Source organism: Vreelandella lionensis (assembly GCF_044543515.1).
GTDB lineage: Bacteria > Pseudomonadota > Gammaproteobacteria > Pseudomonadales > Halomonadaceae > Vreelandella > Vreelandella lionensis.
The window spans coordinates 47,140-61,495 of record NZ_JBITWC010000016.1; the positions used below are offsets into that span (position 1 = coordinate 47,140).

A 14,356-nucleotide genomic window follows, 5' to 3' on the forward strand; every position below is an offset into this window, starting at 1 on the left:
TCGGATCGAGCCGGCGGGCAGTGGCCCGCCGGGCAGCGGTTTAGCTGGTCAGCGGGTTCGGCTTGTTGGCGTCGATGCCATACTTTTTCAGCGCGTCGCCGACCTGCTTGCGATCAATCTCACCACGGTCGGCCAGGGCACGCAGCGCGGCGACGGTGACGAAGTAGCGGTCTACTTCGAAGAAGTAGCGCAGCTTCTCGCGGGTGTCGGAACGGCCAAAGCCGTCGGTCCCCAGCACGGTGTAGTCGCTCGGCACCCAGGCACGCACTTGGTCCGCGTACAGCTTCATGTAGTCGGTTGAGGCAATCACCGGGCCGTCACGGCCTTCCAGGCACTGGGTCACGTGGGGCTTGTTAGCCTCGGCATCCGGGTTCAGGAACGCTTCACGCTCCAGCAGCAGCGCTTCACGACGCAGCTCGTTGAAGCTGGTCACGCTCCAGATGTCCGCCCCGATGCCCCAGTCGTTGGCCAGCAGCTCAGCGGCAGCTTCCACTTCACGCAGAATGGTGCCGGAGCCCATCAGCTGAACGCGACCTTTGTCACCCTGGGTCTCTTTGAGCAGGTACATACCTTTAACGATATCGTCGGCCGGTACGTTCTCAAGCTCGGGGTGCTCGTAGTTCTCGTTCATCACGGTCAGGTAGTAGAAGCAGTTCTCTTGATCCGTGAACATGCGCTTCAGACCATCCTGCACGATAACCGCCACTTCGTGCGCATAGGTGGGGTCGTAGCTGCGGCAGTTGGGGATGGTGGACGCCTGAATCAGGCTGTGGCCATCCTGGTGCTGCAGCCCCTCACCGTTGAGCGTGGTACGCCCGGCGGTGCCGCCAACCATAAAGCCACGCGCCTGCAGGTCGCCTGCGGCCCAGGCCAAGTCGCCGATACGCTGGAAGCCGAACATCGAGTAGTAGATGTAGAACGGCAGCAGGGTGACGTTGTTGTTGCTGTAGGAGGTCGCGGCGGCGATCCACGCCGACATCGCGCCTGCCTCTGTAATGCCTTCCTCGAGTACCTGACCTTTCTGGTCCTCGCGGTAGTACATGATCTGGCCTTTATCGACCGGCTCGTACTTCTGACCTTCGGCGGTGTAAATACCCAGCTGGCGGAACATGCCTTCCATACCGAAGGTACGGGCCTCGTCGGGCACAATCGGCACGACCTGCTTGCCCAGCTGCTTGTCTTTTACCAAGCCGTTCAGAATCCGCACGAACGCCATGGTGGTCGAGACTTCGCGCCCTTTGGAGCCGCCCATTTGCGAGGCAAAGGTTTTGTCTTCCAGGCTTGGGATGTTCAGCGGCTCAAACGTGCTGCGGCGGCTCGGCAGGTAGCCGTTGAGGCGCTCGCGCTGCAGGTGCATGTACTTGAGCTCGGGAGAGTCCTCTTCCGGCTTGTAGTACGGCACGTCTTTAAGCTGCTCGTCGGTGAGCGGAATGCCGAAGCGGTCGCGGAATTTCTTCAGCGCTTCGTACTCCATGCTCTTGACCTGGTGGGCTTCGTTGGCGGCTTCGCCATCGCCGCTGCCCATGCCGTACCCTTTGACGGTGTGCGCCAGGATAACCGTGGGCTTGCCGTTGGTGGTGTTCACCGCTTCGTGATACGCCGCGTAGACCTTGAACGGGTCATGGCCGCCCCGGTTGAGCTTCCAGATATCCTCGTCGGAGAGGTCTTTGACCATCGCTTCGGTTTCTGGGTACTTACCAAAGAAGTGCTCACGGGTGTAAGCACCGCCGTTCGCCTTGTAGTTCTGGTACTCGCCGTCGACCGCCTCGTCCATGCGCTTCTGAAGGATGCCTTTCTTGTCCTTCTCGAACAGCGGATCCCAGTGACGACCCCATACCACCTTGATCACGTTCCAACCGGCACCGCGGAAGACGCCTTCGAACTCGTCCATAACGCGGGAGTTGCCGCGTACCGGGCCGTCCAGGCGCTGCAGGTTACAGTTGATGACGAAGATGAGGTTATCGAGGTTCTCACGGCCCGCCAGGGAGATCGCGCCCAGGGATTCCGGCTCGTCACACTCGCCGTCGCCCATGAAGCACCAAATTTTGCGGTCGTGCATATCTTTCAGCTCACGGTGATGCAGGTACTTCATCACGTGGGCTTGATAGATGGCCTGAATCGGGCCAAGACCCATGGAGACCGTGGGGAACTGCCAGTAGTCCGGCATCAGCCACGGGTGCGGGTAGGAAGAGAGGCCATCGCCGTCGACTTCGCGGCGGAACTTGTCCATCTGCTCTTCAGACAGACGGCCTTCCAGGTAAGAGCGCGCGTAGATACCCGGCGCGACGTGGCCCTGGATGTAAATCAGGTCGCCTTCAAAGTCGTCTTTGGGGGCGCGGAAGAAGTGGTTAAAGCCCACGTCGTACAGCGTGGCGGACGACATGAAGCTTGCAATGTGGCCCCCCAGGCCCGGGTTGGCCCGGTTGTTACGAATCACCTGGGCAATCGCGTTGTAGCGAATCAGGGAGCGAATGCGACGCTCCATGAACAAGTCGCCCGGCATGGGCGCTTCGCGATGAACCGGGATCGTATTACGGTGGGGGGTTGTCACCGAGAAGGGCACCTTCATCCCGTCCCGGCGCAGGCGATCCGCCAGGCGGGTCATCAGGTAGCGGGCACGATCTTCGCCCTCACGATCCAGTACCGATTCCAGGGATTCCAGCCACTCCGTGGTTTCGACCGGATCGAGATCTTCTCTTGTCTCCAGACTCATAGAGGTCTCTCCGAATGACGATAAATGACAATGAGCCCCGCCAACCCTTCGGGCCTGGGGCGGCTGCGGTGTTTAGCCACCACAGGCCATACAGTGGCACGACGCGTTTGCACCGTGCGGGGGTTTTCGTTCTACATTCAACAAGCTACGCTCGTCTTGATGTAGTAAAGCTACACACATAGGGTGAAAGTTAGCCTTTTGTATATGCGAAGATACCGCAAAGTCGCCACGCTGCCAATTCCAGTGAGCCGTAAAAGACTATCCAAAACAAACTATTGCACTGCAACATAAGCGCTTTATAAGACCTTTGTCGCTGCGACTAACGCCTTCTGAATGTAGTTAAACTACCGTTTTATTGTCTGCCATCAGAACCACTTAAAGGGCGTTTTTAACCAACACTTTTTATCCATTAAACGCCGTGCCAACTGCTGGCGAAAGTAAGCCCAATCAAAGGCGGGCCCTGGGTCGGTTTTACGTAGCGGGGCCACTTTGGCATGGCTGGTGATTCGCTGGGTCGTTAATGCAGGATAGCGTGCCATCAGCCAGCAGGTGGCTTCGACCAGGGTAGCGTACTGCGCTTTGGTAAAGGGAGTGCAATCATCGCCCTCAAGTTCGATGCCCACAGAAAAATCATTGAGCTTTGATCGCCATGCGCTCAGCGCGGAGTCCCACCAGTAGGAGCGACCAGCATGCCAGGCTCGCTGATCGCTATCGACAAACTGAATGCACTCGCCGTCCCGGCGAATCAGCAGATGCGCCGAGACCCGCAAATGGTCAATCTCAGCAAAAAAAGGGTGCTCGTTTGGGTCCAAGCGATTGGTAAACAGCGCTTCTATAGCATCGCCCGAGAACTGCCCAGGCGGCAGGCTAATGGCGTGCAAGAGCAGCAGCGATACCTCGCAGTGAGGGCGTGCATCTTGGTTAGGCGATGGCACCTGGCGTGCCTTGGACCACTGCCCTGTCATGCCTTCTTTGTTCATGACCGCACACGCTCCTCTACGTTAGCGTTCTGTTTCACTATAATGCCTGTCATCGAAGACGACGCCCAGAGACTCACCGCTATGGACTATCAAACTGCTCTTGCTGAAGAGATTCGCGCCTGTGCCGCTCGCCTGCTGACTGAAGACGTTGGCGCGGGCGATATCACGGCTCAGCTGATCCCCGAGAACCAGTGGGCGACCGCCAAGGTGATTACCCGTGAACCCGCCGTGCTCTGTGGTGTTGCCTGGGCCGACGAGATTTTTCGCCGCCTGGATGGCCGCGTAACGCTACGTTGGCAAGCAGCGGATGGCGACCGATTGGACGCAGACCAGTGCTTCCTTGAACTGGAAGGCCCGGCCCGCAGTTTACTAACCGGCGAGCGTGCCGCCCTCAACATGCTGCAAACACTGTCGGCTACGGCCACCGCCACGCGCCGCTACGTGGACCTCATTGAGGGCACCGGAGTGCGACTGCTCGACACCCGTAAAACGCTTCCCGGCATGCGATTGGCGCAAAAATACGCCGTTACCTGCGGCGGCGGGCACAACCATCGCATTGGCTTGTGGGATGCGTTTTTGATCAAAGAGAACCACATTGCCGCCTGCGGCGGTATCCAGGCGGCGATTGCCCAAGCCCGCAAACTGGCCAGCGACCTACCGGTGGAAGTGGAAGTCGAAACCTTCGAGGAGCTAGATCAAGCCCTAGCCGCCGGTGCCGACATCGTTATGCTGGACAACTTCGCCATTGAAGACCTCCACGTGGCGGTGGAAATCAACGGTGGGCGCGCCACGCTGGAAGCCTCCGGCAACGTGGATGACTCTACGCTGAGAGCGATTGCGGACACTGGCGTCGACTGCATTTCCAGCGGCGCGCTGACGAAAGATGTTAAATCCATTGACCTGTCGATGCGGATCACTCAAACCTTTAACGTTTAGTCGTTAGGTTTCTACGGCGCTGAGCTGTTTCACCAGCCGGTAGCGGCGCAGCATTTCACCACTGCGTTCCACCCACTGCTCGCCGAGGTTATCGAACCCTCGGCGCTGCAGGCGCTCATAAAGCACCAAGCTTGCTTCAATCTCCACCTGAGACACGCCATGTTCCAGCAGAATACGCTCGGCATGGATCAGTAGCGTGGTGCCTATGCCGCGTCCCGCTAATGACGGCCACACGTAGAGGGTCTCAATACGTCCAGCGCTGATATTAAGCTCTAAAAAACCGACGCAGCGGCCATCACAAGCGGCTACCAGCGTAGTGTATAGCGCTTGGCGCGCCGCCCAGGCGCTCGCCTCGCGGGGTAGCGCATTGGCCCAGGCGCGGCGCTCATCCAACCCGTAATGGGTGGCCGCCCCCTGCATGACGGCATGGTAAAATACTTCCGCCTGATCAGCGGCATCCTTGGCTAACGCCGCGCGATAGGTAACGCGGGCGGTGGGCGCAGGGGATGGTGCGCGTTCGTTCGTTTTCAACATGCTTCGCCTCAATGCGATTTAGCGGCTGGCAACGGACAACTCACTGTCTGCCGCCAGTTGGCTATTTTATACTCATCGCTACGTTACTAAATACCCACGACTTCGTTGACCACGTTGGCACCGACCAACCTTCAAAAGGCAGTGCTATGCACGATCGTTCAGATAGCGCGTCATTTGCGCTGACGCCCATTGGTCATATCATCAGCGACTACCCTGATAAATTCGGCGTCCCCCGCCAGCCTGGGTTAGCGCCAGCGGCCAATGCACGTTTAGTGCTCACAGCGCCGTTTGATGATCCTCTCACCGTACGGGGCTTGGAAGACTTTAGCCACCTATGGATATCATTTATCTTTCATCAAAGCCCAACCCGGTGGACGCCCTTAGTGCGCCCGCCGCGCCTGGGTGGCAACCGTAAAGTCGGCGTCTTTGCCAGCCGCAGCACCCATCGCCCTAACCGATTGGGGCTTTCGCTGATTGAGCTATCGCACATTGATACTCAGCAAGGGGTGAGTTTGCACTTGGCAGGCTGTGACTTGGTCAGCGGCACGCCAGTGGTCGATATTAAACCCTACCTGCCCTGGGCCGAAGCAAAGCCCGACGCACGGGCCGGGTTTGCCCCCAGCGCGCCATCACTGCTGCCCGTGAGCTTTAGCCAGGCCGCCCAGGCCAGCCTTGCCGCCCGCGCCGACGGAGCGTCGCTCTACGCGCTAATTGAGCAGGTGTTAGGCCAAGATCCTCGCCCGGCTTACCAGCGTGAGGAGCAGAGTGGGCGCATTTACGGGGTGCGACTGCGGGATGTAGACGTGAAATTCCAAGCGGTAAAAGAAACACCCCTTGAAAACGACGCCACCACCCTGAAGGTGGTGGCGATCGATACGCTGACTAACGAAACACGTTAGGCGGGAAAGGTAATCCCTAGACGACGGCCGACTTCTTCGTAGGCTTCAATGACGCCACCCAACCCCTGACGGAAGCGGTCCTTATCAAGCTTCTCGCGGGTGTTGGCATCCCATAAACGGCAGCCGTCCGGGGAGAACTCATCACCCAGTACCACCTCGCCTTTGAACACACCGAACTCCAGCTTGTAATCCACCAGCAGCATATCGCCTTCGGCAAACAGCTGCTTGAGGATGTGATTCACCTTAAAAGTTAACGTCTTCATTTTGGCGAGCTGCTCGGGGGTTGCCCAGCCAAAGGTTTCCGCCAGCGACTCATTGATCATTGGGTCGCCCTTCTCGTCGTTCTTTAAGAACAGCTCAAAGGTCGGCGGGTTAAGGGCAATCCCCTCTTCCACGCCCAGTCGCTTCACCAAACCACCCGCGGCAATGTTGCGCACCACGCACTCGACCGGAATCATCTGCATTTTTTTGACCAGACTTTCGTTGTCGGAAAGCTGCTTCTCAAAATGCGTCGGGATACCGCCCTCTTCTAAACGCTCCATGATGAAAGCGTTAAAAATGTTGTTCACCATCCCCTTACGGGCCAGCGCCTCTTTCTTTTTACCATCGAAAGCGCTGGTGTCATCACGAAATTGCAGTACCAGCAGGTCAGGATCGTCAGTGGTGTAGACGGATTTTGCCTTGCCGGCATAGAGTTCTTGGCGCTTTTCCATGGAGGCTCCGTGAGAAAGTGAGAGTCAAAGGGTTAACGTAAGTAGCCGGAGACGCGCTCAAGCAACTCGCGCTGATCATCAGCGCTAAAACTACGCTCGCTGGCGTTGATGGCACGCAGCACAGTTTGATCACCGTTGGGCTCAAGCGCTAGGCGAATCTGCTGTGACATACGGCGGACATCGGGACTGAACACAATTTGCAACGGGTTACGCCCACGCTCTGTTTCCGTCATGTATTCCACCAAGAACTCATAGTCATCGGCGGAGGTCGCGAGCAGATTACGCTGCCCCTCTTGGGTGAAATCAAGAGAGAGGTAGTGGTTCAGCTCCGCCCAAACGCGGTCGATGGGTTGCGGAATCAGCACTTCCCACTCATCGCCCTGTTGACGCAGTTGCAGCGTTTGCTCGCTAGCCAAGCGCTGAGCGGTCCAGGAAGAGGAGCTAGCCGTTGCGCTACGCGCGCCCAGGTACTGCTCTAGTGCCGTTAAGCAGCTCTCAGCACTTTGCCCACTCTGGTCACAGCGCACTTCGCTGCTACCGGCGCGTAGGGCACTCTGCAGGCGCAGCGTCGCTTGCGGGGTCACGATCACGCCTTGGTTGGCGCTGCTCTCTTGAACAGGAAGCTGGCGGCTGCGTACAAACGCTTCCAGCTGTGGCCAAACGGTACCGGGATCGGCGGCAACTACTAACCAACTTTGATCGCCCACCTGACGGCGCTCAACGTACTCAGGCTCTAATCCACCACCAATGGCCAACGACTGCGGCGGTTCAATCTCTGCCGGTTCGTCAAGCTGTGAGCCCTGCAACGCTACCTGGGGAACGGGCATGGCATCGCGGTAAAGTTGGGTGTTGCGGGTTTCAGGCAGCACGAGGGGCGGCGCAGGAGCCGCTTCGGTGTAGTCCAAGTTGCGGTCGTGGTAGTAACCATCGCGCGCGCAACCTGCCAGTGTGACAGCAGCTGCGAGTGCCAGCGGTATCCATTTAAGCGCACGTTGTTCAAGCACAGAGCTCATCAAGCCACCTTAACAGTCAACAGATCAGTTACCCGGAAGGCCATGCCATCACCGGGTAGCAAAAGGGTTTCGAGCGCCGGGTTACTCCTCTACGACGCCCGCCAGCTGCAGTGCTTCGCTTACCGTGCCGTGGTACTTCTCCGACAGCCACGTCAGCGGCAGACGAATACCTGCTTCCATGTAACCCATGCGGTGCAGCGCCCACTTTACGGGAATAGGATTAGATTCAATGCCTAGGTTAGTGTGCAGCGGCATCAAGCGCGTATTAATTTGGTGAGCCTTGTCGGCATCGCCAGCCACAGCAGCCGCGCACAAGTCATGCATGGCTTTGGGGGCAACGTTCGCGGTCACGGAGATATCGCCATGTCCACCCATCAGCATGAAATCGCAGGCCGTTGCGTCATCACCCGAGTAGAGCATGAAATCGCTGCCTTTCAGGCGTGAGATTAGATCCTCAGCGCGCTCAAGGTTCCCGGTGGCATCTTTCAGGCCGATAATGTTGTTCACTTCCGCTAAGCGCACCACCGTCTCGTTGTAGAGATCGGAGCAAGTGCGGCCAGGAACGTTGTACATAATGACCGGAAGTTTGCTGCCTTCAGCGACCGCTTTAAAGTGCTGGTACAGACCTTCCTGGGTAGGCTTATTGTAGTAGGGGCAGACGGATAGGCAGTAGTCCGCGCCCACTTCACTGGCGTAGCGCGCCAGCTCAACGGCTTCCGAGGTAGCGTTCGCCCCGGTACCGGCAATGACAGGAATGCGACCATTGACTTCTTCAACCACGCTGCGGATCACATCAAAGTGCTCAGCAAAGGACATGGTCGTGGGTTCACCCGTGGTGCCCGCAGCGACGATGGCATCAGTGCCATTATCGAGGTGGAAGTTCACCAGACGACGAAGCGCCTCCCAGTCGATGTCGCCATTGACTTTCATCGGCGTCGCCAGGGCGACAATGCTGCCTGTGATCATCCGTATTTTCCTCACCTGCAAAAAGTTGAAATCAAGCTGCCACGCAGGATGCAATGACGTACATTGAGTTAAGACGCGGCGCAGATACCTTGAAGGAGCGCGATCACCCCTGCCCACAAACAGCAAATGGTACTCAGGCGATTCGAACCTGTACAGCGTAAAGCGCTGCGAGTTTGCTTAACGTAGAGAATCCGCTTTGACAGGGGCGCTGTGCTTACGTGTAATTTGTCATGAAAGTCACCCCTATTTAGGAGCTATTATGCCTCTCGAACTCGGCCAGCCTATCCCTGATTTTTCCGCTACGGCTACAGGGGATACCACCATCACGCTGTCTGAACTGCGCGGTCAGCAGGTGGTGATCTACTTCTACCCTAAGGCCAGCACCCCAGGCTGCACCACTGAGGGCGGCGACTTCCGTGATCGCAAAGCCGCCTTCGATGCCGCCAATACCGTGGTCATCGGTGTCTCCCGGGACGGTCTGCGCGCCCAGGAAAACTTCAAAGCCAAGCAGGATTTCAATTTTGAACTGATTTCCGACAAAGACGAAACCGTTTGTCAGCTGTTTGATGTGATCAAACTCAAGAAAATGTACGGCAAAGAGCACCTGGGCATCGAGCGTAGCACCTTCTTGATCGACCAGGATGGCAAGCTTGCCCAAGAGTGGCGCGGCGTTAAAGTTCCTGGCCACGTAGATGAGGTACTAAGCGCGGCGCAGGCACTTAATAGCCAGTAATAATGCACCGCTGGCTGTGCCCATATCGGGCACAGCCATGCTCACGGCTAATCCTGCTTCAGCGGTGGCACCTGCGATGTTTGTCGGCCTTCAAGCCCTCTTGGCCATGCATACACCAGCGCTTTCAGCAGCGTGGCAAGCGGGATGGCAAAAAACACCCCCCAGAATCCCCAAATACCGCCAAAGAACAGCACCGCCACGATAATCGAGACCGGATGGATGTTATTGGTTTCTGAGAACAGCACGGGGGCAAGTACGTTGCCATCCAGTGCCTGCAGCACGCCGTAGGCCACTAAAACGTAGACAAACTGCTCGCTAATACCGAAATGGAAGCCCGCTACCGCCGCCACGGGGATGGTTGCCACCGCCGCGCCAATGTAGGGCACCAATACGGAAAAACCGACCAGCACGGCCAGTAGCGCCGTATAGGGCAAGCCAAAAAAGGCAAAGGTGATATACGCCACCGTGCCGACGATGACGATCTCAATGGACTTACCGCGGATATAGTTGGCGATTTGGCGATCCATTTCATGCCAGATGCGCGTCAGCAGCGTACGCTTCTGCGGCAGCAGCGAAAGTGTAAAGCCCACCAGCGCCTCACGGTCTTTCAGCATAAAAAAGACCAGAATCGGCACCAGCACCAGATAGATGATCAACGACATGATGTTGCCAAGCGAGGTCAATGAGAGCGTCAAAGCGCGCTGACCAAGCTGGCTAATTTCCCGCCCGGCGACGCCAATCCAGCTCTGCATCTGATCAGGCGTCACGATATTAGGGAAGCGCTCCTGCAACTGATCTAGCCAGCCCTGGCCGCTGGCAAACATGCGCGGCGTCTCTTGCACTAGCCCTACCATCTGATTCCAGATCAGCGGCATCAAGATAAACGCTAGCGTGAGCAGCACACTGACAAATGCCAAAAACACCATAATGACAGCCAGCAAATGCGGCACTCGACGTCGCGTGAGCGCGCTAACCACGCCTTGCAGTAAAAACGCCAGCACCAACGCGGTAAAGAACGGTGCCAACATGCGGCCAAACCAAATAATGGCGGCAAACCCTGCCACCAGCACCACCAGAAGAATTAACGCCTCTTCGTCTGAAAAGTAGCGCTCTACCCAACTTTTCAGAATACTGCGCATGGTCATGAGTGGGTGTTCCCTGCTTTACGTATCCAAAAAAAATACACGTCGCCGCGCTGTACCCGCGCCTCCATCACGTGGTCGCTTAGTTCGGTAAATGCCGCCATATCCCGCCACGAGCCAGCATCGGTCGCACTTACTTCCAGCAGTTGACCTGGCGCAAGGCCTGCCAGTGCCTGCTTCGCCTTTAGCAGCGGTAGCGGGCAGTGCAATCCGGTGGCGTCCAACACCCTATCGGGCTGAACCCCTTCCGCTAACCCAGACGCTGTTTGCTCAGACATACCCTCTCCCCCAAAATGCGGCTTTACGTGGTGCTAAATCGTTCGATGGCTACATAACAACAGCATTGTTGCATAAACTGTTTTTTTGCGTTGCCCGCCGTGACGTTGATTTAACGGCACTTCCCTGCCTGAATCAATGTCACACCGTTGTTCGCTGCACCTATTACCTGAACGAATGGGGATGCCATGCTGCACTTTAGACCCGTTTACCCTCGCTGGGCCTGTGCGATAGCGCTGTCGTTAAGCGCTTTGTGCGTTAGCCTGCCCAGCCACAGCTATGACGACTATCAACTGCCCAGTCTAGGGGGCGCATCGGCATCGGTAAGCAATGAGGAGTTTCGCCTTGGCCGCGCTTGGCTGCGCCAGTTTCGCGCTCAGGCCCCCCAGTGGCAGGACCCCATCGTTAGCGACTACCTGGAGAGCCTGGTGGCCCGCCTTGCGCCTTACAGCCAGCTCGGCAGCCTGCAAACCACCACGGTGATGGTGGATAACCGTTCGCTCAATGCGTTTGCGGTCCCTGGTGGCGTAGTGGGCATTAACTCAGGGCTATTTGCCTTTGCCGAAGATGAAGGCGCTTTTGTATCGGTGATTGCCCACGAGCTAGGCCACCTTTCCCAGCGACACTACGCCCGAGGCAGCGCCCGCGCCGAGCAGACCCAGCTGCCCGCCATGGCAGCCATGCTGGCCGGTATGCTGATTGCTGCCAGCGGCGGCGGCGATGCGGGCATTGCCACCGCCATGGGTTCTCAGGCGGCGCTTATTCAGGACCAGCTCGCCTACTCCAGGCGTTTTGAGCAAGAGGCAGACCGTATTGGCCTACAGGCCATGGCAGAAGCAGGCTACGACCCAGACGCCATGGTACGCATGTTCGATACCATGCAGCGCCTTTCGCGGCTTCAAGGCGGCACGCCGCCTGAATTTCTATTGACTCACCCTGTGTCAGATAGCCGCCTGAGCGACGCCCAAGCGCGGGTTTCTCAGCTTAGCGTGGCCAGCCGCTACACCAGCGATACACTCTACGACATGATGCGCGCTCGCGCCCTGCTGAGCATTTATCGCAATACGCCCCAGCAAGCGGCTTCGCGGCTGGCGCAGGAAGATGCCGAGGAGCCTGCGCTGCGTTATATCAACGCACTCATCGATGCGCACAATGGCCAAACCGACCGCGCACTGCAAACCCTCGACCAGCTTGCCAACGAGCTTCCTGATTACGGCATGCTGCCCGCCTCCGCGGCGAACGTAGCCCTGGAAGCCCAACGCTATGATGAGGCTATTGCCCGCAGCCAGCGTTTACTGCGGCTGATGCCTAACTATCTGCCTGCTCAGCTGACCCTGGCGGAGGCGCAGCTACAGCGCGATCCAGCAGCGGCTTACGACCTGCTTCGTGATATCACCACGCAGCACCCGGAAAGCCCACAGGGCTTCAACCTGCTGGCAGAGGCCGCCGGGCGCAGCGGGTTTAACAGCTGGGGTCACCTGGCCCGCGCCGAGCACCTGCAGCTTACCGGGCGCGTTGACCGAGGCATTCGTCAACTGAGTATCGCCAAGGATGCCGCCCAGCAGGAGAACGACCAGCAGGCATTGGCGCGCATCGAGCAGCGTCGGGAAGCGTTTATGGAGTACCGCGAGGCGCTGGAAAAATTTTAGCCGTTTAGAAACACAACGCCCGAATGCAGCGGCATCCGGGCGTTATCTAGGGCCTGGCGTTCAGCCTTAGCGTTTGGCTTAAGCGTTAAAGTTCAGCATACGCTCCAGGGGTTTTAGCGCCTGCTGACGCAAGGCATCATCAACAAAGATCTCGCCGCTGCCTTCACGCAGCGCGCCAGCCAGATTATCCAGCGCGTTCATCGCCATCCAGGGGCAGTGAGCACAGCTGCGGCACGTCGCACCGTTGCCTGCCGTGGGCGCTTCAAAGAGCGTTTTCTCAGGCACCGCCTGCTGCATCTTGAAGAAAATGCCCCGGTCAGTGGCCACAATCAGCTTTTCATTGGGCAGCGTTTGCGCTGCTTTGATGAGCTGGGAGGTAGAGCCAGCCACATCGGCCAGCTGCACAACAGCCTCCGGCGACTCCGGGTGGACAAGCACGGCGGCATCCGGATACAGACGCTTCAAGTCTTGAATGCCTTTCGCCTTGAACTCCTCGTGCACGATGCAGGCACCGTCCCACATCAGCATATCCGCGCCGGTTTTTTTCTGGATATAGCCACCCAGATGCTTATCCGGTGCCCAGAGGATTTTTTCGCCCTTCGCCTGCAGATGCTCAATGACCTCTACGGCAATCGAGGAGGTCACCACCCAGTCAGCGCGCGCTTTTACCGCCGCCGAGGTGTTGGCGTACACCACCACCGTACGGTCGGGGTGGGCATTGCAGAACGCGCTGAACTCGTCAATCGGGCAGCCCACATCCAAAGAGCAGGTCGCTTCGAGCGTAGGCATCAACACACGCTTTTCTGGGGAAAGGATCTTGGCCGTTTCGCCCATAAAGCGCACGCCTGCCACCACGAGTGTGGTGGCATCATGACGGGCACCGAAGCGGGCCATTTCCAGGGAGTCAGCCACACAGCCGCCAGTCTCTTCAGCAAGCTGCTGAATGGCATCGTCGGTGTAGTAATGCGCTACCAAAACGGCGTTATTCGCCTTGAGCAACTGCTTGATTTCAGCCACTCGCGCTTCGTCTTCCGCAGGGATACGGGTAGGACAGTACGGGCTTGGTAGCGGAGCGTCTAGCTCAGCTTGAGAGGTCATAATAGTCATCGTGTCTACCACTGTGACGAACAGGGAATCCCCCTGTTAAACACCAGTCACGGCGTATGCGCTCCGCATGCGCCGCACTCGGGGGCAACGGCCGCTGCGTCTCTCGCGGTGGCACGTCACCAGCCTGGCTCGCTTAGAACCAGGGCTGCCGTGACATCTTCGGCAGCCAAACGATCTATCGATTATGCGTTAACCAATACGTTTTTCACTATGCTTCTAACTATCTATGCTTCTCAACACGCTTCTCACCACTGGACCACCGTGGCAATCACGTTATTGTCATCATATTGTGGTGGACAATCGTTGCCCGCTGCAAGTAGAAAGTCACGCTGCAGCGCGGCAAAACGTGCATAGCAAAACGCCCCTGGCAGCAAGCTACCAAGGGCGTTAAATTTGGTGGGTCGTGTAGGATTCGAACCTACGACCAATTGATTAAAAGTCAACTGCTCTACCAACTGAGCTAACGACCCAAATTTTGCTGTGCTAGTCAAAAACGACTAGCAAATACTACACTAACTCACATCAAAACACATATTGAAAACAAAGCATTGGTCGAACTACTACCTGATGCGTTTGCTTATTTCGGATGGTGGGTCGTGTAGGATTCGAACCTACGACCAATTGATTAAAAGTCAACTGCTCTACCAACTGAGCTAACGACCCGTCCGAACGGATGCATATAGTACGGATACGGC

General features: G+C 57.6%; 13 protein-coding genes and 2 tRNA genes. 4 read left to right on the plus strand and 11 right to left on the minus strand.

The window, feature by feature from the left end:
• Positions 1-40: 40 nt before the first annotated feature.
• Together aceE and ampD are read right to left on the minus strand one after the other, a co-directional pair.
• Complete coding sequence (aceE, locus tag ACIGG6_RS11320; protein ID WP_399844524.1) at positions 41-2,713, minus strand: pyruvate dehydrogenase (acetyl-transferring), homodimeric type; 2,673 nt, start codon at positions 2,711-2,713, stop codon at positions 41-43.
• Positions 2,714-3,078: 365 nt separating this feature from the next.
• Complete coding sequence (ampD, locus tag ACIGG6_RS11325; protein ID WP_253503508.1) at positions 3,079-3,693, minus strand: 1,6-anhydro-N-acetylmuramyl-L-alanine amidase AmpD; 615 nt, start codon at positions 3,691-3,693, stop codon at positions 3,079-3,081.
• An 81-nt stretch (positions 3,694-3,774) separates the two neighbouring features.
• Here ampD and nadC point away from each other — a divergent pair, with 81 nt between their 5' ends.
• Positions 3,775-4,629 carry a carboxylating nicotinate-nucleotide diphosphorylase gene (nadC, locus tag ACIGG6_RS11330; RefSeq protein ID WP_253503505.1) on the plus strand — a complete coding sequence of 285 codons (855 nt, stop codon included), beginning with the start codon at positions 3,775-3,777 and terminating at the stop codon, positions 4,627-4,629.
• Positions 4,630-4,632: 3 nt separating this feature from the next.
• On the opposite strand, the gene ACIGG6_RS11335 is transcribed toward nadC, so the two are convergent.
• Positions 4,633-5,163: a GNAT family N-acetyltransferase gene (locus ACIGG6_RS11335; protein ID WP_253503500.1), complete on the minus strand. Its 531-nt coding sequence runs from the start codon at positions 5,161-5,163 to the stop codon at positions 4,633-4,635.
• 146 nt (positions 5,164-5,309) lie between these two features.
• On the opposite strand from ACIGG6_RS11335, the gene tsaA reads away from it, so the two are divergent.
• A complete protein-coding gene (gene tsaA / locus ACIGG6_RS11340) occupies positions 5,310-6,062 on the plus strand; it encodes a tRNA (N6-threonylcarbamoyladenosine(37)-N6)-methyltransferase TrmO (RefSeq protein ID WP_253503497.1) in 753 nt (250 codons plus the stop codon).
• Here the strand turns inward: tsaA and purC are convergent.
• From purC to dapA, 3 genes are all read right to left on the minus strand, one after another.
• Positions 6,059-6,775 carry a phosphoribosylaminoimidazolesuccinocarboxamide synthase gene (gene purC, locus ACIGG6_RS11345; protein WP_044628734.1) on the minus strand — a complete coding sequence of 239 codons (717 nt, stop codon included), beginning with the start codon at positions 6,773-6,775 and terminating at the stop codon, positions 6,059-6,061. The two genes, tsaA and purC, sit on opposite strands and share 4 nt — an antisense overlap.
• A 32-nt stretch (positions 6,776-6,807) precedes the next feature.
• Positions 6,808-7,788 carry an outer membrane protein assembly factor BamC gene (locus ACIGG6_RS11350; protein WP_253503495.1) on the minus strand — a complete coding sequence of 327 codons (981 nt, stop codon included), beginning with the start codon at positions 7,786-7,788 and terminating at the stop codon, positions 6,808-6,810.
• Between the two features lie 81 nt (positions 7,789-7,869).
• Positions 7,870-8,754, minus strand: a complete 885-nt coding sequence (gene dapA / locus ACIGG6_RS11355; RefSeq protein WP_044628736.1) for a 4-hydroxy-tetrahydrodipicolinate synthase — start codon at positions 8,752-8,754, stop codon at positions 7,870-7,872.
• Between the two features lie 259 nt (positions 8,755-9,013).
• Here dapA and ACIGG6_RS11360 point away from each other — a divergent pair, with 259 nt between their 5' ends.
• Entirely contained in the window at positions 9,014-9,487 is a 474-nt protein-coding gene (locus ACIGG6_RS11360; RefSeq protein WP_253503493.1) for a peroxiredoxin, read from the plus strand.
• A gap of 47 nt (positions 9,488-9,534) precedes the next feature.
• On the opposite strand, the gene ACIGG6_RS11365 is transcribed toward ACIGG6_RS11360, so the two are convergent.
• Both ACIGG6_RS11365 and ACIGG6_RS11370 read right to left on the minus strand, forming a co-directional pair.
• A complete protein-coding gene (locus tag ACIGG6_RS11365) occupies positions 9,535-10,632 on the minus strand; it encodes an AI-2E family transporter (protein ID WP_253503491.1) in 1,098 nt (365 codons plus the stop codon).
• Positions 10,629-10,907 carry a sulfurtransferase TusA family protein gene (locus ACIGG6_RS11370; RefSeq protein ID WP_083024308.1) on the minus strand — a complete coding sequence of 93 codons (279 nt, stop codon included), beginning with the start codon at positions 10,905-10,907 and terminating at the stop codon, positions 10,629-10,631. Before ACIGG6_RS11370 ends, ACIGG6_RS11365 begins: the two co-directional genes overlap by 4 nt.
• 186 nt (positions 10,908-11,093) lie before the next feature.
• Between ACIGG6_RS11370 and ACIGG6_RS11375 the strand changes: the two genes are divergently transcribed.
• Complete coding sequence (locus ACIGG6_RS11375; RefSeq protein ID WP_399844527.1) at positions 11,094-12,554, plus strand: M48 family metalloprotease; 1,461 nt, start codon at positions 11,094-11,096, stop codon at positions 12,552-12,554.
• A 78-nt stretch (positions 12,555-12,632) separates the two neighbouring features.
• Here ACIGG6_RS11375 and nadA read toward each other — a convergent pair whose 3' ends face one another.
• From nadA to ACIGG6_RS11390, 3 genes are all read right to left on the minus strand, one after another.
• Positions 12,633-13,661, minus strand: a complete 1,029-nt coding sequence (nadA, locus tag ACIGG6_RS11380; RefSeq protein WP_399844529.1) for a quinolinate synthase NadA — start codon at positions 13,659-13,661, stop codon at positions 12,633-12,635.
• Positions 13,662-14,055: 394 nt separating this feature from the next.
• Positions 14,056-14,131 (minus strand) — tRNA-Lys (locus ACIGG6_RS11385).
• A gap of 117 nt (positions 14,132-14,248) precedes the next feature.
• Positions 14,249-14,324: transfer RNA gene (locus ACIGG6_RS11390), tRNA-Lys, on the minus strand.
• Between the last annotated feature and the right edge of the window lie 32 nt (positions 14,325-14,356).

What these genes read in the sequence shown, in the direction of transcription:
- ampD (WP_253503508.1), bottom strand. Translation starts at nt 3,693, where the DNA reads ATGAACAAAGAAGGCATGACAGGGCAGTGGTCCAAGGCACGCCAGGTG.
- nadC (WP_253503505.1), top strand. Translation starts at nt 3,775, where the DNA reads ATGGACTATCAAACTGCTCTTGCTGAAGAGATTCGCGCCTGTGCCGCT.
- purC (WP_044628734.1), bottom strand. Translation starts at nt 6,775, where the DNA reads ATGGAAAAGCGCCAAGAACTCTATGCCGGCAAGGCAAAATCCGTCTAC.
- nadA (WP_399844529.1), bottom strand. Translation starts at nt 13,661, where the DNA reads ATGACTATTATGACCTCTCAAGCTGAGCTAGACGCTCCGCTACCAAGC.
- dapA (WP_044628736.1), bottom strand. Translation starts at nt 8,754, where the DNA reads ATGATCACAGGCAGCATTGTCGCCCTGGCGACGCCGATGAAAGTCAAT.
- ACIGG6_RS11365 (WP_253503491.1), bottom strand. Translation starts at nt 10,632, where the DNA reads ATGACCATGCGCAGTATTCTGAAAAGTTGGGTAGAGCGCTACTTTTCA.
- ACIGG6_RS11360 (WP_253503493.1), top strand. Translation starts at nt 9,014, where the DNA reads ATGCCTCTCGAACTCGGCCAGCCTATCCCTGATTTTTCCGCTACGGCT.
- aceE (WP_399844524.1), bottom strand. Translation starts at nt 2,713, where the DNA reads ATGAGTCTGGAGACAAGAGAAGATCTCGATCCGGTCGAAACCACGGAG.
- ACIGG6_RS11370 (WP_083024308.1), bottom strand. Translation starts at nt 10,907, where the DNA reads ATGTCTGAGCAAACAGCGTCTGGGTTAGCGGAAGGGGTTCAGCCCGAT.
- ACIGG6_RS11375 (WP_399844527.1), top strand. Translation starts at nt 11,094, where the DNA reads ATGCTGCACTTTAGACCCGTTTACCCTCGCTGGGCCTGTGCGATAGCG.
- tsaA (WP_253503497.1), top strand. Translation starts at nt 5,310, where the DNA reads ATGCACGATCGTTCAGATAGCGCGTCATTTGCGCTGACGCCCATTGGT.
- ACIGG6_RS11350 (WP_253503495.1), bottom strand. Translation starts at nt 7,788, where the DNA reads ATGAGCTCTGTGCTTGAACAACGTGCGCTTAAATGGATACCGCTGGCA.
- ACIGG6_RS11335 (WP_253503500.1), bottom strand. Translation starts at nt 5,163, where the DNA reads ATGTTGAAAACGAACGAACGCGCACCATCCCCTGCGCCCACCGCCCGC.